The sequence below is a fragment of the Erwinia psidii genome, from assembly GCF_003846135.1.
In the GTDB taxonomy this organism is placed as follows: Bacteria; Pseudomonadota; Gammaproteobacteria; order Enterobacterales; family Enterobacteriaceae; genus Erwinia; species Erwinia psidii.
The window spans coordinates 84760-111367 of sequence record NZ_RHHM01000002.1; the positions used below are offsets into that span (position 1 = coordinate 84760).

General features: G+C 54.7%; 21 protein-coding genes. 14 read left to right on the forward strand and 7 right to left on the reverse strand.

Annotated features, from left to right (window positions below; genetic code table 11):
* Positions 1-91 precede the first annotated feature (91 nt).
* From EB241_RS03065 to EB241_RS03080, 4 genes are read left to right on the forward strand one after another with little or no spacing between them, the layout of a single operon-like run.
* The gene (locus EB241_RS03065) at positions 92-1327 is read left to right on the forward strand and encodes a hypothetical protein (RefSeq protein WP_124231755.1); all 1236 of its coding nucleotides are present in this window, start codon (positions 92-94) and stop codon (positions 1325-1327) included.
* Positions 1328-1353: 26 nt separating this feature from the next.
* The gene (locus tag EB241_RS03070; RefSeq protein ID WP_124232019.1) at positions 1354-2439 is read left to right on the forward strand and encodes an HBL/NHE enterotoxin family protein; all 1086 of its coding nucleotides are present in this window, start codon (positions 1354-1356) and stop codon (positions 2437-2439) included.
* A complete protein-coding gene (locus tag EB241_RS03075; protein WP_199737297.1) occupies positions 2393-3304 on the forward strand; it encodes a hypothetical protein in 912 nt (303 codons plus the stop codon). The genes EB241_RS03070 and EB241_RS03075 overlap by 47 nt, the downstream gene beginning before the upstream one ends.
* A 25-nt stretch (positions 3305-3329) precedes the next feature.
* Positions 3330-3545: a hypothetical protein gene (locus EB241_RS03080; protein WP_233592524.1), complete on the forward strand. Its 216-nt coding sequence runs from the start codon at positions 3330-3332 to the stop codon at positions 3543-3545.
* Positions 3546-3588: 43 nt separating this feature from the next.
* Here EB241_RS03080 and secF read toward each other — a convergent pair whose 3' ends face one another.
* The 5 genes from secF to queA form a co-directional block, all read right to left on the reverse strand.
* On the reverse strand, positions 3589-4557 hold the full coding sequence (gene secF, locus EB241_RS03085) for a protein translocase subunit SecF (protein WP_124231757.1): 969 nt from the start codon (positions 4555-4557) through the stop codon (positions 3589-3591).
* Between the two features lie 10 nt (positions 4558-4567).
* Entirely contained in the window at positions 4568-6415 is a 1848-nt protein-coding gene (secD, locus tag EB241_RS03090) for a protein translocase subunit SecD (RefSeq protein ID WP_124231758.1), read from the reverse strand.
* 27 nt (positions 6416-6442) lie between these two features.
* On the reverse strand, positions 6443-6775 hold the full coding sequence (yajC, locus tag EB241_RS03095; protein ID WP_124231759.1) for a preprotein translocase subunit YajC: 333 nt from the start codon (positions 6773-6775) through the stop codon (positions 6443-6445).
* A gap of 24 nt (positions 6776-6799) precedes the next feature.
* Positions 6800-7924, reverse strand: coding sequence for a tRNA guanosine(34) transglycosylase Tgt (gene tgt / locus EB241_RS03100; protein ID WP_124231760.1), 1125 nt, complete (start codon positions 7922-7924; stop codon positions 6800-6802).
* A gap of 156 nt (positions 7925-8080) precedes the next feature.
* Positions 8081-9172, reverse strand: a complete 1092-nt coding sequence (gene queA, locus EB241_RS03105) for a tRNA preQ1(34) S-adenosylmethionine ribosyltransferase-isomerase QueA (protein WP_124231761.1) — start codon at positions 9170-9172, stop codon at positions 8081-8083.
* Positions 9173-9340: 168 nt separating this feature from the next.
* Between queA and EB241_RS03110 the strand changes: the two genes are divergently transcribed.
* From EB241_RS03110 to EB241_RS03130, 6 genes are all read left to right on the forward strand, one after another.
* Entirely contained in the window at positions 9341-9922 is a 582-nt protein-coding gene (locus tag EB241_RS03110; protein ID WP_124231762.1) for an ACP phosphodiesterase, read from the forward strand.
* Positions 9923-10113: 191 nt separating this feature from the next.
* Positions 10114-10716 (forward strand): peroxiredoxin C, encoded by a 603-nt coding sequence (locus EB241_RS03115; RefSeq protein ID WP_124231763.1) that lies wholly within the window; start codon positions 10114-10116, stop codon positions 10714-10716.
* Between the two features lie 439 nt (positions 10717-11155).
* Positions 11156-12415, forward strand: coding sequence for a histidine-type phosphatase (locus EB241_RS03120; RefSeq protein ID WP_124232021.1), 1260 nt, complete (start codon positions 11156-11158; stop codon positions 12413-12415).
* 279 nt (positions 12416-12694) lie between these two features.
* Positions 12695-12823, forward strand: coding sequence for a hypothetical protein (locus tag EB241_RS21735; RefSeq protein ID WP_267442995.1), 129 nt, complete (start codon positions 12695-12697; stop codon positions 12821-12823).
* 49 nt (positions 12824-12872) lie between these two features.
* Positions 12873-21479: a hemagglutinin repeat-containing protein gene (locus EB241_RS03125; RefSeq protein WP_407644248.1), complete on the forward strand. Its 8607-nt coding sequence runs from the start codon at positions 12873-12875 to the stop codon at positions 21477-21479.
* Positions 21466-21723, forward strand: a complete 258-nt coding sequence (locus EB241_RS03130) for a hypothetical protein (RefSeq protein WP_124231764.1) — start codon at positions 21466-21468, stop codon at positions 21721-21723. The genes EB241_RS03125 and EB241_RS03130 overlap by 14 nt, the downstream gene beginning before the upstream one ends.
* Positions 21724-21815: 92 nt before the next feature.
* Here the strand turns inward: EB241_RS03130 and EB241_RS03135 are convergent, their stop codons facing one another.
* Positions 21816-22187: a SymE family type I addiction module toxin gene (locus EB241_RS03135; protein WP_124231765.1), complete on the reverse strand. Its 372-nt coding sequence runs from the start codon at positions 22185-22187 to the stop codon at positions 21816-21818.
* 82 nt (positions 22188-22269) lie between these two features.
* Positions 22270-22695, reverse strand: a complete 426-nt coding sequence (locus EB241_RS03140) for a helix-turn-helix domain-containing protein (protein WP_233592526.1) — start codon at positions 22693-22695, stop codon at positions 22270-22272.
* A 112-nt stretch (positions 22696-22807) separates the two neighbouring features.
* On the opposite strand from EB241_RS03140, the gene EB241_RS21845 reads away from it, so the two are divergent.
* The 4 genes from EB241_RS21845 (at position 22808) to EB241_RS03160 (ending at position 26565) form a co-directional block, all read left to right on the forward strand.
* A complete protein-coding gene (locus EB241_RS21845) occupies positions 22808-24514 on the forward strand; it encodes a CHC2 zinc finger domain-containing protein (protein WP_199737298.1) in 1707 nt (568 codons plus the stop codon).
* A complete protein-coding gene (locus EB241_RS03150; protein WP_124231766.1) occupies positions 24501-24758 on the forward strand; it encodes a hypothetical protein in 258 nt (85 codons plus the stop codon). The genes EB241_RS21845 and EB241_RS03150 overlap by 14 nt, the downstream gene beginning before the upstream one ends.
* A gap of 111 nt (positions 24759-24869) precedes the next feature.
* Positions 24870-26348, forward strand: coding sequence for a VENN motif pre-toxin domain-containing protein (locus tag EB241_RS03155; protein WP_407644249.1), 1479 nt, complete (start codon positions 24870-24872; stop codon positions 26346-26348).
* Positions 26335-26565 carry a hypothetical protein gene (locus EB241_RS03160; protein WP_124231767.1) on the forward strand — a complete coding sequence of 77 codons (231 nt, stop codon included), beginning with the start codon at positions 26335-26337 and terminating at the stop codon, positions 26563-26565. Before EB241_RS03155 ends, EB241_RS03160 begins: the two co-directional genes overlap by 14 nt.
* The last annotated feature ends 43 nt before the right edge of the window (positions 26566-26608 follow it).

The window sequence follows — 26608 nt, forward strand, 5'->3', positions numbered from 1 at the left end:
AGCAATTCTGACTGGCATTTTTATGCACGGTTTATTACCGCGTAGAATTTGCTGCCTTAAATTAACTTATCCTCATAAAACATGGTGAATCATGGTGACTTCTGTTTCCCTAAATTTAGGCGATCAGGGTTTACTTACCCAGTCCCTGTCTTTATCTTCGTCGGCTTTATTACAACAAAGCTACGGCAATCTTTTACTTACCCAGCAATCTTTCGACGCTGGTAATATGGATGCGGGTCTGGCAACCAAAATTGCCGCCTATCAGCGACAGATGTACAGTCAGGCGGGTTATTTTAATCAGCAAAGCCTTCCAGCAATTATCAATATGATGTTATTTGGTTCTAATTTTTCGGCACTGGTTAATGCCTTTAACTCTATTTTTTTATCAAAGAGTGATGACGAAATAGTAAGCCAACTCAGCCAGCTCAACAGACAGCTGGAGTCGCTCTCCGACCAGGCGCAAAGCTATGGTGTGATTGCTCAGTCACTGAACAGCAAGCTCCAGGTTGCATGGAGCTCTCTGGCTCCCCTGATGAAAAACTATCAGGCGCAGCTGGATCTGGCAGAAAAAACATTGAGTAAAGAGGCTGTCCAGTGGGCCGACACCATCAAAACACTCAATACCACCATTGCCGCTAACATCCAGAGTATCGTTAGCGAAGGCAATAAGGCGGGCGATGGGGTTAAATTGCTGGCCAAGGGAATTATTACCTCTTTACAGGTTGATAATAATACCGATAACGGCACTGATAAAAACCCAGATAAAGATGCTGGAAAAGATGCGGATAAAAAAGAGGACCCTTCAACCGAAGCGGAAAAGAGTGAAGACGGCAGCGAAACGGAAAGTAAACCGCAGGAGAACAGCGGTAGCGGAACGGATAAACCTGAAACGCCTTACAACGATGAATCAGTGGAATATATGATTTCCGGGATTACGGCGATTTCGTCCGGCACACAAGGCTCAAGTCAGGCGGCAAAAGATTTAATTGCCAATACGGAAAAAGTGGCCAAAGCGTATCAGGCCCTGGCTAAAACAAATTCCGTGCTGGCAGTGGCTAAATCGATTAATGCGCAAAACCAGTTATTTGTTGAAAATTACACTGGCGTTGCACAGGCAGCGGCAACCTTCCCGAAAATATGGAATGACATTGCCGCTGCCTATCAGGATTGCGTGACTCAGGTAAATAACCTGAAGAGCGAAGATGATATATGGCAATTTAAACGCGCACTGGCAAAAGATACGTTGCAGTGGCAATTACTTTCGCAACAAATCGACAGCATCAAAACTGTTTACGCAGGCAACGGCACGCTTCCTGACGCCTTCTGATTAACCATCACTTACAGGTATTTATGATGACCACAGCAACCGATGTTTCAATGGATACAAGCATGTCCGGCCAGGCGTCACAGGCACTGCAAATTCAGAACTACTGTAATAGTGTCAGGCAGCAGATCCCGGTGGATTTCAGTCAGTTTCCTAATCTGGCAAACATCCAGACTGAAATAAATGATGGGCTGAGTACCGCCAAGGATCATGCGAATAATTATCTGGACACCATCCAGCCGCAAATCATCACCAATATCAGCAATATCTCAAACTATTTTGCTCTACAGAATGCGGTACCCGCCACTTTACCGGTTGGCTCAACCAAAGAGCAGTGGTTAAGCACCCTCAGTATGATGAGAGATCAGGCAACGGAATATCAGGGGCTGTCAGTCAGCACCAAAGGGATGCTGGTGAAACTTAACGGTGATCTGGTCATCGATTCGCGCAGTTTCCAGAAAATCGTCGTTGACCTCAACACCCAGGTAAACGGCGATAATGGCGTGCTGGAACAGCTGAACAGCGATATTGACAGTATTAACTCGGCTATCGATGGGGCTATCGCCGGTATTGTGGTGGGGGGCCTACTGGTCATTGGCGGCGCATTCGTTACCGCCATTGGTGCCGTCGCAGACTTTGTTACCGCCGGAACCTCAACGCCGGTTGTTATTGGCGGAGTGGCAATGGTGGTCGCCGGTGCAGCGGGTATTACCGCCGGATCGATTGTGCTGCACAACTCACTGAATGCCCGTGAAGATCTTTATCAGAAACGCAGCTCGCTGAAGAGTGAAGTGCTGACCGCCACCCAGATTGGCAATGGCTATAAAGGGCTGCAAAATCAGGCGCAAAACGCGGTGAATGCGGCCACTCAGATGGCCAATGCCTGGGACTCACTCACCAGCGATTTGGGCAGCCTGATCCTCGATCTGAATAAAGGTATTACCAGCGGTGACGCTATTCGCCAACTGTGGCTGACGGCCGCGGACACCACGGTGAAAACCATCATTACCGACGTGAACATTATCAAAGGTCAGATGGCAGGCGTCAGCCCCATGAGCGTACCGCAAAATGTCACGCTGGCCAGCTTTATTAATCAGCTGGCTACTGCGGCCTGATGTTGCAGCCAGAGGCGGGTTTCTTCACCCGCCTCTCTCCCCCTTCCCTTACGGAGATCGTCCCGTGGAAAATGGCATGTTGTCACAGGCTATTATTAATATTGAACAGTTGAAAAACACCCTTAACGGCTTCAGCGGGTTGCCAGCACAAGCGGTTGAAATTCAGCAGAACACCTCAGCGATGTTGAATGATCTTCTGCCGACGTTGCAGGGAATGCAAAAACAGGTGCTGACAACAGGCCAGACGTTACAAACGCAGTTAAATCAGCAGCTGGCAACACTTAACACTGAAACACCGGAACAACTCCGTGCGGCTATTTCACAGTTGCAGGAAGAAGTTTCGCAGGCGGCACAACCGGCCAGTCAGGCACTGACAGCCGCCAACGCCGCTAATAACAAAGTCACTCAGAACAACCTCGCGCTGCAACAGATCGATGTCTCACTGCAAAACGACATCGCCGGACTGCAATCCAACCTGTCTGGCGCTACTCAGGAGCTGGACGCACTGAACAAACAGAAATATTACTGGCTGGCACTGGGTATTCTTGGCGTGCCTGGACTTATCGCCATGGCGGTCGAGCTGAACCAGGCGCAAAACAAGGTTAACGACCTTCAGGGCCAGGTTAACCAGATCCAGCAACAGATCCAGAGCCAGCAGGGATTTTCGACGCAAATCAAATCACTTTCCGCCAACTTCAGCACCGCCGTCGATAAACTGAGCGGGCTGGACAATACCATCAACTTCCTTAAAGGCGATATGGGCAATATCTCCCAGGATATTGGCACTGCGTCACAACAACAGCTACAGCTGTTTTTTACCGCCGCCTTAATGGAAGTCAACACCTTGGTTAACGACGCATCCTGAAGAGAGAATTCCCATGGCAAAATACATGACTCAATCAATGAGTTCCGGCACCTTACCCAGGGTCACTTACTACCGGGCTCAGTCGCAGCCACATGTTTCCCACGCGGAATCCGGTAAGTTCACCGCAGACGCGATAGCAAAATACGCCGCCGACCATCATATCGCCGTTGACGCAGTGGAAAAGGGAAGCTTCAAAAGTAACCAGGGGGTGCCCACCGGGGGCCAGACTGAGGAAATCTGACGGATAAAAAAAGGGCCGCATTCGCGGCCCTTCAGAGGTCAACCTAAGGCAAAATCGAGGGCTGATCGGCCCCTTCTTTTTCAACCTTCTGCTGCAACAGATGTTCGCGTTTCATCCCCAGCTTCAGCGCCAGCGCAGAAGCGACGTAGATAGATGAGATGGTCCCAATCGATACACCAATCAGCATCGTTAATGAGAAACCTTTCAGCAACGCCCCGCCGAAGATAAACAGCATCAACACCACCACCAGCGTGGTGGCAGACGTCATGATGGTACGGCTCAACGTCTGCGTCAGTGAGACGTTGAAGATTTCGTAAGGCGTACCGCGGCGGATCTTGCGGAAATTCTCACGAATACGGTCCGAAACCACAATACTGTCGTTCAGGGAGTAACCGATGACCGACATCAGCGACGCGATAATGGTCAAATCAATCTCTATATGGAACAGAGACAGAACGCCCATGGTGATAATCACGTCGTGCGCCAGTGCCAACACCGCGCCTAACGCCAGTCGCCATTCAAAGCGGAAACCAACGTAAATCAGAATAGCAATCAGCGCTGCCAGCAACGCCATACTGCCGGTCTGAGCCAGATCGCTGCCCACGCTGGGCCCGACAAACTCAATACGCTTCACGGTGGCATTTTGCTGGCTGACCTGGTTAATGGTGGAAACCACCTTATTGCCCAGTTCCTGGCCTGCATCGCCCTCGTGAGGCGACAGACGCACCAGCACATCCCGGCTGCTGCCGAAGTTCTGGATTTGTGGGTCGACAAAGCCGGATTTCTGCAACGCAGCGCGCAGGTTTTCCAGCTCGGCGGGTTTCTCCAGGGTAATTTCAATCACCGTACCGCCGGTGAAATCCAGACCCCAGTTAAACCCTTTCATGCCCATTATTACAAACGAGGCAATCAGCAACAGCCCCGAGAGGGTAAAGGCCACTTTATCCCAGCGCATAAAGTCATAGACTTTGCGCCCGTAGTTCAGTTGTTCAACGCTATAGTCCTGTGCCACAACGCACCCCTCAGATAGACAGCTTGTTGACGCGTTTGCCGCCGTACAACAGATTGACGATGGCGCGTGTACCGACAATGGCGGTAAACATCGATGTTGCCACACCAATAGCCGTGGTGATGGCGAAACCTTTAATGGAGCCGGTTCCAACGGCGTAGAGGATCACCGCCGTGATAAGCGTGGTGACGTTGGCATCGACAATACTGGAAAACGCACCGTTGTACCCTTCATGAATCGCCTGTTGAACAGAACGTCCGTTCTTCAGCTCTTCCTTGATACGTTCGTTAATCAGTACGTTAGCATCGACAGCCACCGCCAGCGTCAGCACGATACCGGCAATACCAGGCATGGTCAGCGTCGCCCCCGGTAACAGAGACATAATGCCAACAATCAGCACCAGGTTAGCCACCAGCGCCGTCGTGGCAATGACCCCAAACTTACGATAGTAAACCACCATAAACAGAATCGAGGCGATAAGCCCCCACAGGCAGGCTTCCAGACCCTGAGTGATGTTCTGCTGGCCCATGGTTGGACCAATGGTACGCTCCTCAACAATCTGGATCGGCGCAATAAGCGCACCGGCACGCAGCAGCAGAGACAGCTGACGTGCTTCGGTTGGATTGCTGATACCGGTAATACGGAAGCTGTTACCCAGTCGGGACTGGATATTGGCCACGTTAATCACCTCTTCCTGCTTCGCCAGAATCGCCCGGCCATTGGCATCTTTCTTACCGCTGTCTTTGTACTCCACAAACAGGGTTGCCATTGGCTTACCGATATTGTCCTTGGTGAAGTTGGACATGATATTACCGCCAGCGCTGTCCAGCGAGATGTTGACCTGCGCCTGGTTGTACTCATCCTGGCTCGAAGTGGAATCCGTAATATGATCGCCGGTGAGGATCACCCGCTTGTACAGCACCACAGGCTGACCATCACGGGTGTTTTTCACTTCCGAGTCGCCAGGCACACGGCCATTAACCGCGGCGGTAGTATCCACAGAGGTATTCACCAGACGGAATTCAAGCGTTGCCGTCGCCCCCAGGATCTCCTTCGCCCGCGCCGTATCCTGAATGCCCGGCAGCTCAACCACAATGCGGTCAGATCCCTGACGCTGCACCAGAGGTTCCGCCACACCCAGCTGGTTAACACGATTACGCAGAATATTAATATTTTGCTGCACCGCGTATTCACGGGCTTCACTCAGACGGTCATCGCTCATGACGGCACGCAAAAGATTGCTGCCACTGCTGCTGATGACCAGTTCACGGTGACGCGACGTCAGCCAGGCCGACGCATCGTCACGCGCCTGGCCGTCGCGAAAGCGAATTTCCAGACCGTAGTTATCCGTTTTGCGCACGTTGGTGTAAGGAATATTTTTGTCACGCAGATCGCTTCTGAGGCTGTCAATATTCTGCTCCTGAAGCTTGCCCAGTGCGGTATCCATATCCACTTCCATCAGGAAGTGAACACCGCCACGCAGATCGAGACCCAGTTTCATCGGCTCTGCGGACAACATGGCCAACCAGGCAGGCGTCGCGGGCGCGAGGTTCAGCGCAACAACAAAATTTTCCCCCAGCACCCTGGTCAGGGCATCACGGGCGCGCAATTGCACATCGCCGTTGGCAAAACGCGCCAGAATGGCACCATTTTCCAGCGCGATAGATTTGCTCTGAATGTTTTCTTGTTTTAATGCTTCCTGGATGTGGCCCAGCGTCTGCTCACTGACGGCGCTTCCACGCGCGCCAGTGACCTGAACGGCCGGATCCTCACCATAGAGGTTAGGAAGTGCATACAACAGGCCGACGACCAGGACGACCATCAGCATGATGTACTTCCACAAAGGATAACGGTTTAACACGGCAGTTCCCTTAGGGAAAACAGAAAATTACAGCGCCTTCATTGTACCTTTCGGCAGAACGGCAGCCACGAAATCACGTTTTACCACCACTTCCGTGGTTTCATTCAGCGCGATAGCCACGTAACCGGTTTCCGCGACTTTGGTCACCCGACCAACCAGACCGCCGGTGGTTAACACTTCATCGCCTTTGGAGATGGAATCCATCAGCTTTTTGTGATCTTTTGCACGCTTTTGCTGTGGACGCAGGATCATAAAATAAAAAATCAGGCCAAACACCACCAGCATAATGACCAGTGAATATGGGCTTGACTGTGCCGGTGCTCCCGCGGCCGCCACTGCGTCAGAAATGAACAAGCTCATTAATTTTCCCTCATTGTTTAATTATCAGACGTTTAGCGGCGGAACCGCCTTCCCCGTCCGGTCATAGAATTCGCTAACAAAGTGCTCTAATCTACCCGCTTCGATGGCCTGGCGCAAAGCCGCCATCAGACGCTGGTAATAGCGCAGATTGTGGATAGTATTCAGACGCGCGCCCAGTATTTCGTTGCAGCGATCCAGATGATGCAGGTAGGCACGGCTGTAATGGCGACAGGTGTAGCAATCACAGTCAGCATCGAGCGGGGACGTGTCATCTTTATACCTGGCGTTACGGATTTTCACCACGCCGTCAGTGACAAACAGATGGCCGTTACGCGCATTGCGGGTTGGCATTACACAATCGAACATGTCAATTCCGCGCCGAACCCCCTCAACCAGATCTTCCGGCTTACCAACGCCCATCAGATAGCGTGGTTTGTCCTGCGGGATCTGCGGACAGACATGCTCCAGAATACGGTGCATATCTTCTTTTGGCTCCCCGACTGCCAGCCCGCCCACAGCGTAACCATCGAAACCAATCTCTACCAGTCCTTTTACCGAGACATCGCGCAAATCTTCGTAAACACCGCCCTGGATAATGCCGAACAGCGCATTTTTATTACCCAGCGCATCGAAACGATCGCGGCTACGCTGTGCCCAGCGCAATGACATTTCCATTGAGCGTTTGGCATAATCCCAGTCCGCCGGATAGGGCGTACATTCGTCAAAGATCATCACAATATCGGAACCGAGATCGAACTGGATCTCCATTGATTTTTCCGGGTCGAGAAAAATCGCATCGCCGTTGATCGGATTACGAAAATGTACGCCAGCTTCGGTGATCTTACGGATATCGCCGAGGCTGAACACCTGGAACCCGCCGGAATCGGTCAGAATCGGCCCCTTCCACTGCATAAAGTCATGCAGATCGCCATGCAATTTCATGATTTCCTGGCCGGGACGCAGCCACAGATGAAAAGTGTTGCCAAGAATAATCTGTGCGCCGGTCTCCTGCACTTCTTCTGGCGTCATGCCTTTGACCGTGCCGTAAGTGCCCACGGGCATAAAGGCCGGGGTTTCCACCACGCCACGCTCAAAGACCAGACGACCACGGCGTGCGCGCCCGTCGGTAGTATCTAATTCAAACTTCACATTGCCTCCACCAGAGAAACAGTCTGATGATTGATAAAATGTGGCGCATTCTAACAACCATGTCAGTCGCTACACAAGCCAGCCTGCGAGACCCGCGTCGATCAACACGGAACGGTTTATGCTTTGTTATGGCAATACGCTGACCGTTTCTGTCATTTACTCATGACGGGCAGAAAGCGATGTGCCCACCGGCTCATTCACCGCGTCAGGATTGCGGGTGATAAACATTGCGTCGCCGTAGCTGAAGAAACGGTAGCGTTCGGCGACCGCCTGCCGGTAAGCCCGCATCGTATTACGGTAACCGGCAAACGCCGATACCAGCATAATCAGCGTCGATTCCGGCAGGTGAAAATTAGTCACCAGCGCATCGATCACCTGATACCGGTAGCCGGGATAGATAAAAATTTTGGTGTCACCGAAGAACGGTGCAATCAACGCCTCACCGGCAGCCTGGGCGGCGCTTTCCAGCGAACGGACGGAGGTCGTTCCCACCGCGACCACACGATTACCGCGCGCTTTACACGCCAGCACCGCCTCCACCACATCCTGCGGCACCTCAGCGTATTCAGCATGCATAATGTGGTCTTCAATGCTGTCCACCCGCACCGGCTGGAAGGTGCCCGCGCCCACGTGCAGGGTGACAAAAGCGGTTTCAATCCCTTTATCACGCAGCGCGTCCAGCAGCGGCTGGTCAAAATGCAGGCCGGCGGTAGGGGCCGCCACCGCGCCGGGGCGCTGGCTGTAAACCGTCTGATAGAGTTCACGGTCAGAGGCTTCATCAGGCCTGTCAATATAAGGGGGCAACGGCATATGGCCCACCGCATTGAGGATATCCAGCACCGCACGTTGATCGTCAAAACGCAGCTCAAACAGCGCATCGTGGCGGGCGACCATCGTGGCCTTTACGCTCTCATCGTCGCCAAGCAGCAGCTCCGATCCGGGCTTAGGCGCTTTCGATGCCCGCACATGCGCCAGCACCCGGCAATCGTCAAGCACACGTTCGACCAGTACTTCAATTTTGCCGCCGCTGACTTTGCGGCCAAACACGCGTGCCGGGATCACCCGCGTATTATTAAACACCAGCAAATCACCCGGAGTGAGAAAATCCAGCAGATCCGTGAACACGCCATGCGTCAGCTCACCATCCGCACCGTTCAGGGAGAGCAAGCGACATCCGCTACGCTGGGCCTGTGGATAGTGGGCAATCAAAGATTCGGGTAACTCAAAAGAAAAATCAGCAACGCGCATGGTCATTCACTGTCAGGGAAATCAGGGCGCGTATTCTAGCTGAAAACCGCTCATATCTGAACCACCTCATCACCGACGGTGCCGAATATCAGCCTGTGCATGGCGAGAGGCATAAATTTACCCTGACCGGATGTGCTGGCAACGGAGTAAACCGATATACTTCCCATTATGAATTTTCTCGCTCACTTACATCTCGCCACGCTGGCTGGCAGCTCTCTGACGGGTAACCTGATGGCTGACTACGTTCGCGGCAATCCCCACGGCATGTGGCCGGAGCAGATTGCACAAGGCATTCAACTGCACCGCCGCATTGATGCGATGACGGATTCACTGCCAGAAGTACGGGCGGCACGGGCGTTATTTCGTGGGCAAACCTGGCGTGTTGCCCCTATTGCGCTGGACATTATCTGGGATCATTTCCTCGCTTTACAGTGGAATACCATCCAGCCGGAAATATCCTTGCCAGTTTTTCTGGCAGATTGCCATTCTGTGATCCACCGCGAATTGCACACCACCCCGCCGCGCTTCAGAACGCTTAATGAACACTTATGGACCGAACGCTGGATGGAAAAATACGCCGATGTGGACTGGCTGAAAAAGGTATTCAGCGGCATTGCCAGCCGCCGTCCACGGCTGGCCGCGTTGACAGAATCACATCAGGATTTCACCGATAACTATCAGAACTTAAGTGAAATTTTCTGGCAGTTCTATCCCACCATGATGAAACAGGCCGTCCGCCGACAGCTATAAAAGCTACAGCCCGTTTTGTTATTGCCATCAACCGGGTAAGGCTAATAACATCAGTGCTGCTGTCGGTTTTGCTGCGCTTTCATAGATGTAACCTATCTGAACAATCGGCAACGCAGGCTGGTTCAGGTATCAACATCACCCGTATACTCAGGTTCTTGTTTTTTTATCTAACTACTATTACAGGAGTGAATATGGTCCTGGTAACCCGTCAAGCCCCTGATTTTACCGCCGCAGCCGTGCTGGGCAATGGTGAAATCGTTGAAAACTTCAACTTTAAAAAACACACCGCTGGTAAAGCCACCGTTGTGTTCTTTTGGCCAATGGACTTCACTTTCGTCTGTCCTTCAGAACTGATTGCTTTCGACAAGCGTTATGAAGAATTCCAGAAGCGCGGTGTGGAAGTGGTGGGCGTTTCTTTCGACTCAGAATTCGTTCACAACGCATGGCGTAAAACCCCTATTGATAAAGGCGGCATTGGCGAAGTGAAATACGCTATGGTTGCTGATATCAAGCGTGAGATCCAGAAGTCATGGGGCATCGAACACCCGGAAGCGGGCGTTGCCCTGCGCGGTTCATTCCTGGTTGATCAGGCCGGTGTGGTTCGCCATCAGGTGGTTAACGATCTGCCGCTGGGCCGTAACATTGACGAAATGCTGCGTATGGTTGATGCGCTGCAATTCCACGAAAAACACGGTGAAGTGTGCCCGGCACAGTGGGAAAAAGGCAAAGAAGGTATGGGCGCGTCGCCGGATGGCGTGGCAAAATACCTGTCTGAAAACGCCGCTAAACTGTAATTTCCCTTCAGGTAAAACTGAAACGCTCGCACCAGCGCTGGGTAACAGATATCCCGTTACCGTTGATCTGGCGAGCTAATCAGGAGCGACATCCCGTGTCGCTCGTTTTTCTGTCAGCGGGGTGTGTCGCAGGACATCCCCCGCCGCTCTCAGACAACGACCCAGCCAGTCCACCTGATGCCTCACAGGCACAGGCAATCCCTCATTTTTTTCCGGCAGTCACAACACCATCATTGTCAGCCTGCAGCTCTTATGCACCAACATCAAGCCCCCACTGACACGTTCACTTTTACCGTTACGCACACCTCCGGCTGCTGCATCGCATAACGTTGAATAAGGCATTCTGATGGGCTTTTCTTTGCGCCGCGAAGCGCACCAGGGCATGCTGGACACTCTCTTATTTCGCAGTGCGCCAGCTAAAACGGCGCAAAGGGTACCCATGCGTGAATTTAGCAAAGGTTTACTGCTACTGATCCTGGCCCTCTCCGGCCAGCTGGCGTACGCGCAACATTACACCCTTGAAAAAGTGGTGGAGGTCAGCCGTCACGGTGTCCGGCCGCCCTCCCCTGATAACCGTCAGATGATCGAGTCCGGCTCAGGACGTCGTTGGGCAGACTGGCTGACCGCCGACGGTGAGCTGACCGGGCACGGCTACACCGCCGCCTGGCTGAAAAGCCGCTATGAAAGCCAGCGCTACCGCCAGCTTGATTTGCTAAAACAGGGCTGTCCGGGCAGTGGCGATGTCTACATTCGCGCCAGCCCGCTACAGCGCACCAGAGCAACGGCAAAAGCCCTGGCCGACGCTGCTTTTCCGGGCTGTGAGGTGACCATCCATGCCGAAGGGCAAGCCGACCCGCTTTTCCAGTACCCGGAAGGGAAAGCCACGCCAGACGCAGCAGAGATCAACCGCCAGCAGGCCATTCAGGCTGCGGGCGGCTCTCCGGCAAAGCAACAGCAACGGCTACAGCCGCAGATCGCCGCGCTGAAGCAGGCAGTGTGCCAGCCAGAAAAGCCCTGCCCGGCGTTTAGCCAGCCGTGGCAGCTGATGGTCTGGTCAAATGGCACCATTGGCATCCAGGGGCTGGATACGCTGGCAGCGATGGCGGAAACTATCCGGCTGGAATACAGCGAAAACCAACCGCTCTCTCAGGTTGCGTTTGGCCATGTCCGTTCGGCAGAAGACGTTGCCAGACTACTGCCGTTACTGAGCGTCAAATATGATGACAGCAACGATTTACCAGGCCCGGCGCAACGCGGCGCGTCCGTGCTGATGGATCAGATCGCCAAAGCGCTACAGCAGGGCCTCACCCTGCGGCAAAATGCCCCACCTGACGTGCGCTGGCTGTTATATGTCGCGCACGATATTAATATTGCCTGGTTGCGCACCCTGCTTGGTTTTCACTGGCAACAGGGGTTGTATCCACCGGGCAATATTCCGCCCGGCGGTAGCCTGGTTTTCGAACGCTGGCGCAACGATCGGCAGCAACATTTTATCCGCATCTATTTTCAGGCGCAGAGCCTCGATCAGCTCCGGCGTCTGACGCCGCTCAGTGAGCGTCAGCCGCCACTGGTAACAGAATTCCACTTTCCCGGCTGCCAGCAAACGACCGCAGGCACCCTGTGCCCCTATCACCTCACCCTGCAACGTATCAGGCAGCATATTATTCCGCCCACCGTGCCGGTGAGCTATCCGCCATAATGGCAACCTGCCGGGCGCTCAGATTTATCAGAGCGCCCGGCAGGAAAGTATTTCATTTACAAAAATAATTTATTCAATTAACACAATAAGATAAATCGCAAAAATAATGAATTTCGTATTGATCGGGTAAAAAAGGTAACTTAGTATGTCTCGCGTCCGGCGTTAAACCACATAAATTACCCTGTTTTTTTGCAAGTTATCGTTAATCGGCAAAACGGCGCACAGCAACCAGAAAAATAACTATCTAAATTTAATCAATTTAATGACAAGGATTTGTCAATGTCAGCTGCTCATCCTGTTCGATTCGGTGACACCACAACGTCTTTCCCGCAGATCAACGCTCCTGTACGGCACCGTGCCGTCTCTGGCAAACGCCAAAACGGCGCATCCACCGGCAACCTCAACTGAAATAACGGTCATGTTTAGCAGGGAATAAATAACCAAAGGAAGCAACGCAGTGAACAGGATGTTATACCGTATTATTTTTAACAAAGTTCGTGGCATGCTGATGGTCGTGGCCGACATTACCCGCGCCTGTTCAGGTTCGCCTTCCTGCGCTATCTGCCCACGCCCTTCACGCCTGGTCGGCAAAATCAGCGCCATCAGCTTCAGTCTGTGGCTGGCAACAGGTGCGATACAAACGGTCCGGGCGTCGATTGTCGCGGACCTTTCCGCTCCCGGTAACCAGCAACCCACCATTATCCAGTCGGCGAATGGCACCCCCCTGGTGAATATTCAAACCCCCTCCGCCGGAGGCGTATCCCGCAACGTCTACAGCCAGTTTGATATTGACCAGAAAGGCGCGATCCTCAATAACGCCAATACCAACACCAGCACCCAATCTGTCGGCATGGTTGCCGCAAACCCCTGGCTGGCTGGGGGGCAGGCAAAAATAATTCTGAACGAGGTCAACGCCCGCGATCCCAGTAAACTCAACGGTTTTATCGAGGTCGCCGGGCAAAAAGCCCAGGTGATTATCGCCAACCCGTCCGGGATAACCTGCGACGGCTGCGGCTTTATCAATGCCAGTCGCGCTACCCTGACCACCGGCGCGGTACAAATGCAGAATGGCAGCATCACCGGCTATCGGGTGGACAACGGCGACATCATCATCAGTGGCAGCGGCCTTGACAGCTCGCGTCAGGAACACACCGACATCATCGCCCGTGCAGTCAAAATTAACGCCGCCCTTCATGCCAAAGATCTTAATATCACCACCGGACGCAACCAGGTGGATGCGCTGCACCAGCAGATCACCGCGCTGGAAGAAAATGGTGGCGCAACGCCACAGTTCTCCCTCGACGTCTCGCAGCTTGGCGGCATGTACGCCGGTAAAATCCGCCTCAGAGGCACCGAAAACGGCGTGGGCGTCCATAATGCCGGAAACATCAATGCCGCCGCCGGTGACGTAGCGATCGACGCCAATGGCATCCTTGGCAACAGCGGCAGCATCACCGCCTCGGAAAACCTGCGGCTGGACTCTCAGGGCCAGTTGGACAACAGCGGCAAGCTGTACGCTGCCGCCAACACCGCTATCACCGTCGCCGGGATGTTGAGTAACAACGGTATGATTGCCGCAGGCAACGATACCTCACTGAGCGCGGCCTCCGTGGTAAGCAGCTCAGCCGCCGCACTGGGTGCCGGTATCAACAGTGACGGCACGCCGGGTGCCGCCGGTAATCTGACCGTCACCAGTCAGCAGGCGGTGGGCATTCGCGGTCAGGCCATTGCGGCAGGCGATCTGGCGGTAACCGGCACCGCACTGGATCTCAGCGGCAGCCAGACCGTTGGCAACAGCATCCTGCTTCAGGCTGACGCAGGCAGCGTCAACACCACAAAAGCCACCGTGGTGGCCACGCGGCAGCTGACCGTCTCAGCCCGCGATACCATCGGCAACGATGGCGGCATCCTCCAGGCAGAAAAACTGACGCTGAACGCACGCGCCCTCTCCAGTCAGCAGGGCCAGATCCGACAATCCGGCACTGACGATCTGCAGCTGTCGTTCGCCGATGGCCTGAATAACACCGGCGGAGAAATTGCCAGCAACGGCCGGAACCTGACGCTGGACACCTCAGTATTCAGTCATCAGCAGGGTTCATTGCTGCACACTGGCAATGGTGAACTGAACATTTCCGGCAAAGCGATCGACAGCATGGCCGGATTGCTGTTGAGCAAAGGTCGCCTGCATTTGAACGCCGGAGCGCTGGTTCTCGATGACGCAGTGGTGCAGGCGGAACAGCTGTCGGTAACGGCGGATTCCCTTTCTCACCGTCGTGGCAACACCTTGCAAACCGGAAACGGCGATCTCTCCCTCACCATCGGCGGCATACTGGATAATCAGCAAGGCCAGATTGCGGCTAACGGCAACATTCTGCTGACCGCGGCAGGCCTGAATAATCAGCAGGGCAAACTGATTGCCGCGCAGAGCGGCGCGTTACGGGTCAAAACCCAGCAACGGCTTAACAATCAGCAGGGGGTGATGGCCGCCGCGGGAGATCTGTCACTGCACGGGAATGGCCTGAACAACGCGGCAGGGCTGCTCCAGTCCGGGGCGGATATGGCGCTGGCGGTATCGCATGGCAGCCTTGATAACCGTGACAGCGGCAGTGACGGCGGTATTGTCAGCAAAGGGTCACTGGCGATTGAAGGTGGCAATGCTGATAATACCGACGGCTTTATTGCGGCCGTCGGCGAGGCCTCACTGAACCTACAGAACCTCACCAACCAGCGGGGCACGCTGGCAGGCGACGCGGGCCTGAGCCTCACCACTGGCGCAGTGGACAACCGGTCCGGCCTTGTTCAGGCGGCAACCCACCTCAGCCTCAATACCCAGGGCAATACGCTGACCAACTCCGGTGGCCTGTTCAGCGCGGGCCAGACGTTGCGGCTACTGACCGGCGTACTGCTCAATTCGTCAGGACGGGTAATCAGCGCTGGCACACTGTATCTCAGCACCCAGCAGCAGTTGCTGGATAATAGCGGCGGCACCCTCAGCGTATCCGGCGAGGCGCAGCTGGACAGCGGAACGCTGTTAAACGTCGGTGGGCAGATACAGATAGTGGGAGACGCGCGCATCGACACAGGCGGCGCCACGCTGGATAACACCGCCGGGCTGATCCGGGGAGGTGAAAGCCTGTCGCTCACCGCCGCTCTGCTGAACAATCGCGATACCCTGAGCGATAATCGCGGCATTGAGGGCCAGTCGGTTACCCTCACCAGTGCATCGGTCGACAACGCAGGCGGGGCAATCAGGGCCAACGACCCGCTCAGTATCAGCAGCAGCACCCTGAATAACAGCGGCGGCCTGATCTCATCAGCGGCCAGGCTGGATGTCCACGGCGGTAACGCACTGACGTTCACCAACACCGCAGGCACGCTGATTGGCGGAAGTGCGCTGAACCTGAGCGCGTATTCGCTGAGTGGTGATGGCCGGGTGCTGTCGCAGGATGCCATGCGGCTGGCGCTGCAACAGACTTTTTTCAATCAGGGCGACGTTATCGCCAATGGCGATATGCATTTCACCACCGCCGGCGAGCTGGTAAATCAGGCACGGATTAGCGCCGGGGGCGAACTTAACCTGTATGCCACGGCGCTGGATAATCAGCACCAGGCGGACATCAGCGCCGGAGAAAATCACCTGTGGATCACCGGCAGCCTGACCAACCGGGGCCTGATTGATGGCGGCCTGACGCACATTTCCTCATCGGTACTGACCAACACGGGCACAGGGCGCATTTATGGCGATCGTGTCGCGCTGCAAACCACCACCCTGAACAACCTTGCGGAGAACGGCACTGCCGCAACCATTGCGGCCCGCCAACGCCTGGATATCGGCGCCGGGGTTATCAATAACATCGGTCACGGGCTGCTTTACAGCACCGGCGATATTGCCATTGGCGGGACACTTGACGCCAGCTGGCAGGCCAGTGACAGCGCATCGGTTTTCAACAACCACAGCGCCACGCTGGAGTCCGGCGGGAATATGACGCTCAATATCGGCGAGATTAACAACATTAATGACCACCTTGTCACTGAAGAGGTGGTGGTTGAGCAGTCTTATCATCACGAGGCGGTACTGAAAGGCCACACCACCCGCTTTAACTGGGACGACATCGATTTCAGCTATAAAAACAAATACGGCGTTCGGGATGCGATCATGCCGGACGGCACGCGCGACAACACGTTCTACGAATACAGGTACCAACGCACCATCACCGAAACGCAGGTCACAGAGAGCGATCCGGGGCAAATCATGGCAGGCGAAAATCTGACCATCAACAGTCACCGGCTAAACAACCACGACAGCCGTATCGTCGCCGGTGGCCTGCTTGGCGGCATCATTGGCGAGCTGAATAATATCGCCACGCTGGGTAAACGGGTGATCGCCGACATCGGCACCCAGGTTCGCTGGTATGCCAAAAAATCCAGCAACAACGGCGGTGGCACCACGACGTCGCAGGGTAAGGACAGCAGCAAATACACCCCGGCGGACGTTATTCAGACGGTGGACCTGCAAACTCTGGTATGGCAGGAAAATGCCCCCCTCAGCGGCGGCGAAACCACGATTACCGATCGCCGGGTTTCAGGAACAGAAGCCATTATCATCGCTGCCGGTACTGTCACCGCAGATACCGGGCAAACGCCGGTGACACCGCCATCAGGGCAGCTGGTTCAGCTCGTTCTGCCGGACAATGATGGCGATACCGTCATAAAGATGATCGTCCCCGATACCCGACTGCCGGACAGTAGCCTTTACCTGGTGCATCCCGCCAGCGACGCGACGTTCCTGATTGAAACCGATCCCCGCTTTACCGACAAAAAGCAGTGGCTGGGCAGCGATTATATGCAGGATCGGTTCACCCAGGACCCGAACAACGTGCTGAAACGTCTGGGCGATGGCTTTTACGAACAGCAACTGATTCGCCAGCAGGTGGTGGCGCTCACCGGCAACCGTTATCTCAGCGGCTACGACAGTGATGAAGCGCAGTTCCTGGCGCTGATGCAGTCCGGGGTCGCCTTCGGCAAAGATTACAACCTGACCCTTGGCGTGGCACTCTCCGCTGAACAGATGGCGTTGTTGACCAGCGACATGATCTGGCTGGTAAAACAAACCGTCACCCTGCCCGATGGCACCACGCAGGAGGTACTGGTACCCCAGCTTTATGCCCGTGTCAAAGCCGACGCTCCGGACGGCAGCGGCGCACTGCTGGCGGGCAACAGCGTTGCGCTCAGCGTCAGTCAGGATCTGACCAACAGCGGACATATCAGCGGCCGCGAGGTGACGCAGCTGACGGCAGATAACCTGAACAACAGCGGTTTTATCGCTGGCGACACCGTCGATATCCGGGCGCGTACCGATATCAATAATATCGGTGGAACGCTGCTGGGCAACAGCAGCCTGCTGGCGATGGCTGGCCGGGATATCAACAGCACCAGCACCCTGAGCGGCAGTCCGGCCAGCCTCACCCTCGATCGCCCGGCGGGGATCTACGTGCAGAACGACAACGGCACCCTGGATCTGCGGGCGATAAATAACATCAGCCTCACCGCCACACAGCTCAGCAACGCCGGTGAAGGCGGCCAGACCCGCATCATCGCCGGAAACGATCTGAACCTGAATACCGTCACCACCACCCACAGCGAAAGCGCCCGCTGGGGGAAAGGTAACGATCGCACCCTGACGCAACGCAGCGAAACTGGCACACAGATCACCGCTAATGGCGACATATTGCTGTCGGCAGGCCACGACCTGAATGCCAGAGCGGTCACGGTCAGTGCCGCCGACGCGTTGACCGTGACCGCAGGCAATGACATTAATATCCTCAGCGGTGACGCCTCATACCATCTGACAGAGAACAGTCATCAGAGCAGCAGCGGACTGCTGTCGAAAAAATCGGTGACCACCCACGATGAGGTGCAGTCCCACTATGCAATAAGCAGTCATTTCGATGGCGACAGCGTGATGATGCAGGCAGGCCACGACCTTAATCTCACCGCAGGCAACGTGGCAGGCACCAACAACGTGGCGCTGGCGGCCGGCAATAACCTGACCATCGGCACGGCGGAGGAAACCCTCCTTGAAAATCACCGCCGCCGGGAGACGAAAAGTGGGCTGTCCGGCACCGGCGGCATTGGCGTGACCCTGGGCAGCAGCGCGCTGAAAATCACCGATGAAGGGGCGACCCACAGCAGCCTGGGCAGCACCGTCGGCAGCGCACAGGGTAACCTGAGCCTGAGCGCCGGTAACAGCCTGACGGTTAAAGGCGCTGACCTGCTCGCCGGCCGTGACCTGAGCCTTACCGGCAGCGAGGTAAACATCCTGGCGGCAGAGAACCACAGCAGCCAGACCCATACCGTGGAGCAGAAGCAGAGTGGCATCACCCTCGCCCTTTCCGGCACGGTGGGCAGCAGCATTAACGCAGCCGTGACAACCGCTAACGAGGCAGGCAACGAAAGCAATGACCGGCTGGCCGCGCTGAAGGGCATAAAAGCCGCGCTGACCGGCGTTCAGGCTTACCAGGGCGCGCAGCTGGCCGAAGCAGGCGGCAGCGAAGGCAGCATGGCGGGGGTCAACCTCTCCTGGGGCAGCCAGTCATCCACATCCAGCCAGACCGCCACCCGCACACAACACGAGGGCAGCACCCTCACCGCCGGCAACAACCTGACCATTAACGCCACCGGCACCGATATCAATGTGCAGGGCAGCCAGATTCAGGCCGGTAACGATGCCAGCCTGAGTGCCGCACGGGACGTGAATCTGGTGTCGTCCGAAGACAGCCACACTCTGGACGGGAAAAATGAGAGCCACGGCAGCTCCGTTGGCGTGGGCATTAACTTCGGTCAGGGGGCGAATGGCCTGTCGCTAAACGCCAGTGCCAATAAAGGCAAAGGCGCTGAAACCGGCAACGGCAACAGTCATGTTGAGACCACCGTTAACGCCGGTAACCATCTGACCCTCAGCAGCGGCCGCGACACCACGCTGACCGGTGCGCAGGTCGGCGGCGAGACGGTCCGGCTTGACGTGGGTCGCAATCTCACCCTCTCCAGCCAGCAGGACAGCGATAACTACGACTCGAAGCAGCAGAATGTCAGCGCGGGCGGCAGTGTGAGCATGAGCGGCGGCAGCGGTTCAGTCAACCTGAGCCGGGACAAAATGCACAGTACTTACGAGAGTGTGCAGGAGCAAACGGGTATCTTCGCTGGTAAGGGTGGCTTTGCTGTCTCGGTGGGTGAACATACCCAGCTCAGCGGCGCGGTTATCGGCTCGACGGCAACGGCAGAGAAGAATAAACTCGACACAGGCACAATCGGTTTTAGCGATATCCACAACCGTGCAGAATACGAGGTTGAGCACCAGAGCGTGGGCATCAGCACGGGCGGTAGCGTGGGCGCTCAGTTTGAAAGCAACCTGATGAGCAACGTGCTGGCCGGCGTCAGCGGCAGTGACAGCGCCGCTTCCACCACCCGGTCTGCCGTGAGCGACGGCACAATCACCGTCCGCGACCGGGAGAAGCAGCAACATGATGTTGCAGAGCTGAGCCGCGACGTTGAGGGTGCGAATCCGGGCCTCGCGGTCATCTTTGATAAGGAGAAAGAGCAGCAGCGGCTGAAGGCCGCGCAGCTGATAGCGGAGATTGGCGGCAAGGCAATGGATATTGCGCGGACGGAGGGCCAGATAGCCGGTGAGAAGGCGAAGAAAGACCCACAGTCGCTGGCCGCAGCTAAAGAGGCGCTGGCAGGCAAAGGTAATCTGAACCCGACCGCCGACCAGATAGCGGAGCAGGCGTACAACACGGCAATGGCCCCTTACGGTACGGGAAGCGCACTCCAGCAGGGACTCCAGGCGGCCACGGCGGCGATACAGGGGCTGGCCGGTGGCAATATCGGTCAGGCTATCAGCGGCGCGGCAGCGCCGTATATCGCCGGCATTATCGGCAGCAGCGGACTGGATGATGCCGGTAAGGTTCTGGCCCATGCTGCGGTTAACGCGGCACTGGCAGCAGCCCAGGGCAACAGTGCCCTGGTCGGTGCGGCCGGTGCGGCCACGGCAGAAATGGCCGGGATGATCGCGCTGGAGGTCTATGGCAAAAGCGCTGGCGAGCTGAGCGAAACCGAGAAGCAGACGGTCAGCGCACTGGCAACGCTGGCGGCGGGCCTGGCGGGCGGCCTGACTGGTGACAGTACGGCGGATACCGTGGCCGCTGCACAGGCCGGGAAGACGACCGTGACCAATAATCTCCTTGGGGCTACCTCCTCCGACAAACTCGACAAAGCCGTTGAGAAAATCAGACAGGGTGACAAATCCCTCGCCGCGGCGAATGAGCTGATTAAGCTGGAAAACGCCGACAAACGCAGTGATGCCCTGGTGGATAAATTCACCCGCGACCCGTCGCAAATGAGCAGCACCGAACAGGCCGAGCTGGCGGGTTATCTGCGGGTGTATGCGTCTGAGATGGAAAAGGAATATGGTGCAGCCGTGTCGCAGGAACTGGTTAAAGGACTGCTGTCCGGGCAGGATTATATCAAACGTAATCCTGACTCAGAGGCGATGGCCAGCGCTCAGCAAATATTAAATACCTGGGGCTATCATAAATCGAATGCCAGTATCGGGGACTCTGCGCTGATATTTGGGAGCAGTGTGTTGGGCACCACGATAAAAGAAGGGATGGCGCTTAATGCGGCAATCGGCGTGGGAGTTAATACGGTATCTCAGTTGTCAGGAAATGATCCGTTCAGTTATGTGGATGCGATTATGGCCGGGGTAACAGCGGCTGCTACAACAGGAAAAGGCATTCTTCCTTCAGCTGGCATCAATATGGGTGGCGCTGCAATCGGAAGCGGAATTAAAGGAGAAGATCCTACCAACTCAGTCATTGGCGCTGGCTTCGGTAGTGCAGCTGGTAGCATTGGCGGCAAGGTAATTACTGATAAAGCGGCAGGCATAGTTAAAGATACTACAGCAGATTTAACAGGCGCTGTTGGTGGTTCCATTATAAGTGAAGTATTCGGTAACGGAACAAAAGAGTTGCTTGATCAGGCAGGTGAAAAAGATGAAAAGAAATAAAATTACCCAATTATTTGTACTTATTGGGTGTAACGTCTTTATCTTTTTTATCCTTGTTTTTTTAGGGCGATTGCTGGCTACAGCTTTTGTATATTTTAAAGTTGGTTCTTTCTTATTTGACTGGAAAGAAACTATGCTGCTCTCGCTAAAAAAAGGCTTTGTTATCGGCTTAACTCTTGGAGTAGGTCTCTGGATAAAAGCCCGGCTACAAGAGCACAAGCACAGTAAAAAAACAGACCAGTAAGCTGACAAATCCCAGCCCTGCGGCTGGGATTTTACTTTATAACCAGTCGGTTACCTCAAATCGGCCACCATTCCACTTACCTGCCGCGCCGGTCACTCACCCGGCGCAACCTTCCCCAGCCCTTCCCGTATCAACAATGCACTGACCAGCGTACAAAGCTCCTGCCGGGCCTTGTCGGGCAGGGCTTCGGTACGGTTCAGCATCTCGCGGGTTAACGGGATCTGCGGCGACTTCGGCTTCGTGGTGATCACCAGACAGTCCTTCATCACCCGCACATCAACCGGCGTGTCCGTCTCAAACCCTGCCTCTTGCAGCCAGTTACCCCTGAGGTTAATGCTGGGACAGCGGCTGTAACAGGTGGTCATATCATTACGATCCGCGTGACGGATGCTGGTATATCCCACCTTCAGCTGCCGTAATCCTTTGGAAATACTCGCTTCTGGCTTAGTATCGTGTTCAGCCATGATCAACTCCTGCTTAGTTGGTTGTGGTCAGCGGGCTGTCGGTGTTGGTAGCACCTTCATCCCGCGCTAAAAATCCTTTCGTTTAACAGCTCGTCTCCTGCTGCTGTGCCTGTGCAATCACAGCATCCAGCATCTCCGAAACCATCTTCTGCCGGGCCTTCGGTAACTGGCCGATAACCTCAATCTGCTGCTCCAGTCGCGAAGCCGGACCACGCTTGCGTGGTGTGCGCTCAGCTTCTTCTCCCAGCAACCCTTCCAGAGAAACCGAAAGTAACTTCGCCACAGCAGGAAGTGCGGATATCTGTATCCGCCGTCTGCCAGCTTCCCAGGACTGCACCGCCTGCTGGGAAACATCAAGCGCCTGCGCCATCTGTGCCTGTGTCATGCCGGAAGCCTTACGGAGTTCTGTCATACGCTTACCCAGCGCGGCCATAAATATCTGTTCTTCTGTGGAAACGGGAGCGGCCATCGTCTTTTTTACCAGTATTGTTCGTGACTGAATGACCATAATCTACCTCCTGTTTTACATCTTACTGTTGTTCATACTACTAACTGTAGTATATTGTTGTCGAGTTATTTTTATACAAACCCTATTGACAGGTCTTTGCAGGAGGCAGGGAATGGGCAACGGACGCATGACCCCGGCAGAGCTGGAACAGCTGAAGCGCAACGTGTCGCTGGTTGAGGTAGCGCAGTCGCAGGGCCGCAAACTGCGTAAGCAGGGAAAGGACTTCGTGACCCTCTGCCCGTTCCACCGGGAGAAAACGCCTTCCTGCGTGATCAGCCCGGCCAGAAACCTGTATCACTGCTTCGGCTGCAACGCGGGCGGGTCGGTGCTGGACTGGCTGCAACACACTGAACGGCTGACTTACCCGCAGACCCTGGTTCGCCTGCGCGATCTGGCCGGATCTTCCTCTTCGCTGCCTCCTGCATCCGGCACCATGCCTGCCGCTTCCTCACGATCTGCTTCAGTCTCCGTTGCACCATCCCCTTCTTCGTCGCCTGCCCGTCAGATCCTGACCGACCTGGATGATGACGGTCAGGCGCTGCTGTACCAGGTGACGGACTGGTATCACCGCAATCTGCTGAACAGCCCGGAAACCCTGGCATGGCTGGAAAAACGGGGGCTGAACCATCCGGATCTGGTCAGTCACTTCCGGCTGGGGTTCGCCGGGGCGCACGGCGTGGCGGGCGCGTTACCCTCGCCGCACTCAAAAGAGGGGAAAGCGTTACGTTCCCGGTTAACGGCGCTGGGCGTGATCCGCGAAAGCAACCGTCAGGACCACTTCCGGGGCTGTCTTACCGTGCCGGTTACCGGCTGGGCTGAATGTCATGACCCGGCGTCGCGCGGGCGGGTGTTGCAGGTGTACGGGCGGCGCACCATGCCGGATCATCAGATAAAAAAAGGCTCGGCCAGACACCTTTACCTTCCGTCGCCGCTGTGTGGCGTCTGGAATGAAGCCGCGCTGGTCGCTGCTTCTGAGGTGATCCTGTGCGAGGCGCTGATCGACGCGATGACCTTCTGGTGTGCCGGTTATCGTAACGTGATCGCGGCTTACGGGGTGAACGGCTTCACCGCGTCACATCTGGCGGCGTTGCAGTATCACGGCGTGAAGCGGGTAATGATCGCCTTCGATCGCGATGAGGCCGGGGATCGGGGTGCGGAAACGGTGGCCGCCGAGCTGGCGGGCTATCTGCGGGTGTATGCTGCGGAGATGGAAAAAGAATACGGTACAGCCGTGTCGCAGGAACTGGTTAAAGGTCTGCTGTCCGGGCAGGATTATATAAAACGTAATCCCGACTCGGAGGCGATGGCCAGCGCTCAGAAAATAATGAATACCTGGGGCTATCATAAATCGAATGCCAGTATTGGAGATGCGCCGTTGATATTTGGCAGCAGCGTATTAGGCACCACGATAAAAGAAGGAATGGCGTTAAATGCGGCGATTGGTGTGGGGGTTAATGCCGGTGTTCAGCTCAGCGGAAATGATCCGTTCAGTTATGTGGATGTGATTATGGCGGGCGTGACAGCAGCAGCCACGACGGGTAAAGGGATCATAACCTCAGCCCCTATCAATATGGGCGGTGCTGCGGTTAGTAGCGGGATTAAAGGAGAGAATCCGGTCAACTCTGTGGCTGGAGCGGCGGCTGGTACTGTTGTTGGTGGTATAGGAGGCGAAATAATAAAAGGGGCCGCCTCAAAACTTGGAAAAGACGCCATATCTGATTTAACTGGTGCGGTTCTTGGTGGTTATATCAGTGAGAAAACAGGAAATGCTGTAAAAGACCACCTCGATGAAAAGGATGATGCCAATGCTAAAAAATAATTTTTTTAGCCTAATCAAACTGATATTGAGTTGCCTGATTTTATTTTTAATTGCTGATGTTGTATCTGAACTCCTTGCATCATCGATTATATATTTCAAAAAAGGCTTTTTCCCGTTCAGTTGGAGTGATGTATTTGCCTCTTTCTTTAAGTCTGGATATGTCGGTGGCCTTATTCTAGGCATTGGGATCTGGATAAAAATCAAGGTAAGGGAAAGAAATGAAAGTAAAAAATACATTAAATAAACTCATGAACCCCAGCCCTTAGCCGCTGGGGTTTTTTGTCTGTTACTCGACCAGCTGATAGGTGAGATAGGTGTTCAGGTCGGGGATATCGCGAGGACACAGGGTCAGATAGTGGCGACCAAAGCCGCCAATGAGAAAATGTCCGGAGCCACCCAGAGCGACCGCGACAAAGCCTTGGCTGACCTGAAAAAGCAGGACCCGACGAAGCAGTACAGCGACGAGGATGTCAACAAACAGGTTTACAATAACTTCTACAACCAGGCGTTTACAGAGAGCAGGTTCGGGACGGGCGGCAAGGTTCAGCAGGCTATCCAGGCGGCTACCGCTGCGGTGCAGGGGCTGGCGGGCGGTGACCTGGCAAAAGCGATAGCCGGAGGTTCAGCACCTTATATTGCCAGCGTTATCGGCAACAGCGGCTTTGATGATACAGGGAAGGTACTGGCCCATGCGGCGGTCAATGCAGCACTGGCAGCGGCAAAGGGTAACAGTGCGTTGGTTGGTGCGACAGGCGCGGCCACGGCAGAGCTGACCGGGATGATCGCCGTAAATGCCTACGGTAAACCGGTCAGCGAACTGAGTGAAACCGAGAAGCAGACGGTCAGTGCGCTGGCCACGCTGGCGGCGGGCCTGGCAGGTGGTCTGGCCGGAGACAGCGCGGCGGATGTGGTGGCTGGCGCGCAGGCGGGTAAAACAACAGTTGAATCCAACTATTTAAGCTCGAAAGAAGCCCGGCAGCTTGATAAAGAGATGCAGGACTGTAAGGCATCAGGCGGTGACTGCGGTAAAGTTGCTGAGAAATACATTGAAATCAGCAACAAGAATAGCAAAGAACTGGTTGAAGCCTGTACCGGTGGCGGGGTTGCCTGTGTAACCTGGCAGGAACTGATACAAGGAGCCACGAATGTAGCGAATGATGCCCACCCGTCACAAATCCGGCTGGATGAAAAACTGAAAGATCCAAGTGCGGCAGCACTGGTTAATTATCTCAATGGAACTGATCTGAAATTCCTGGAGGATAATATAACCACAGGTGACCGGGTATTATCGGTAATAAGCGATCCAACCTCCTGGCCGGTGGCAATAATGAGTGGAAAAGCAATCATTACCAATGCGGTGAATAATACCAAAGAACAGCTTATTGCTGTGGGTGTTAGTACCGGATTGGGTGCAGGTATTCAATATGGCACAACAGGCGAAGTAAAACTGTCGGATGTAATTGGGATGGGAGTTATCAGTGCTGTCACAGCCGGTAAGGGTTATAACCCAACGGTGACCTGGAATGCGGCAGGTGGTTATTATCAGGCTGAAATTAGTGGTGACGATCCGTTCATGGCGGCATTAGTGAGCAAGGCGGGTGCTTCTGCTGGTTATGCAGTAGGTAACGTTATCAAAGTACCAATGGATAAGGTTCTTAATCCAGTATCAAAGCAATATGAATGGGTTCCAACAGGGGTTTGGACAATAACCAGACCAGCACCACAAACCTCTGTACCATCAATCATGGGTAATTTAGGAGATACTTTTGTTTCAGGATTAACCGGTGATGTTTTACAGAAAACTATATCTGGGGATAAAAATGAAACTAAATAGCCCCAAAAAACCGATATCGGCATTGTTTTTTATGTGCTTCCTAATGTGTATAGCATTAATTTTTTTAGGGATTTTTTCATATCTTTTAAAAGGATGGCTTGTTTGGGATTTTAATAAACCTTTCCCTTTTGGAAAAGCAGAGATCGTTACGATCCTAAAAATCAGCCTGCTGGGTATTCCTACCGGTCTGGTCTTCTGGATATTCGATGTTCGTTAATCTGTACCACTGCTGAAATATCCCGGCCACTGAGCCGGGATTT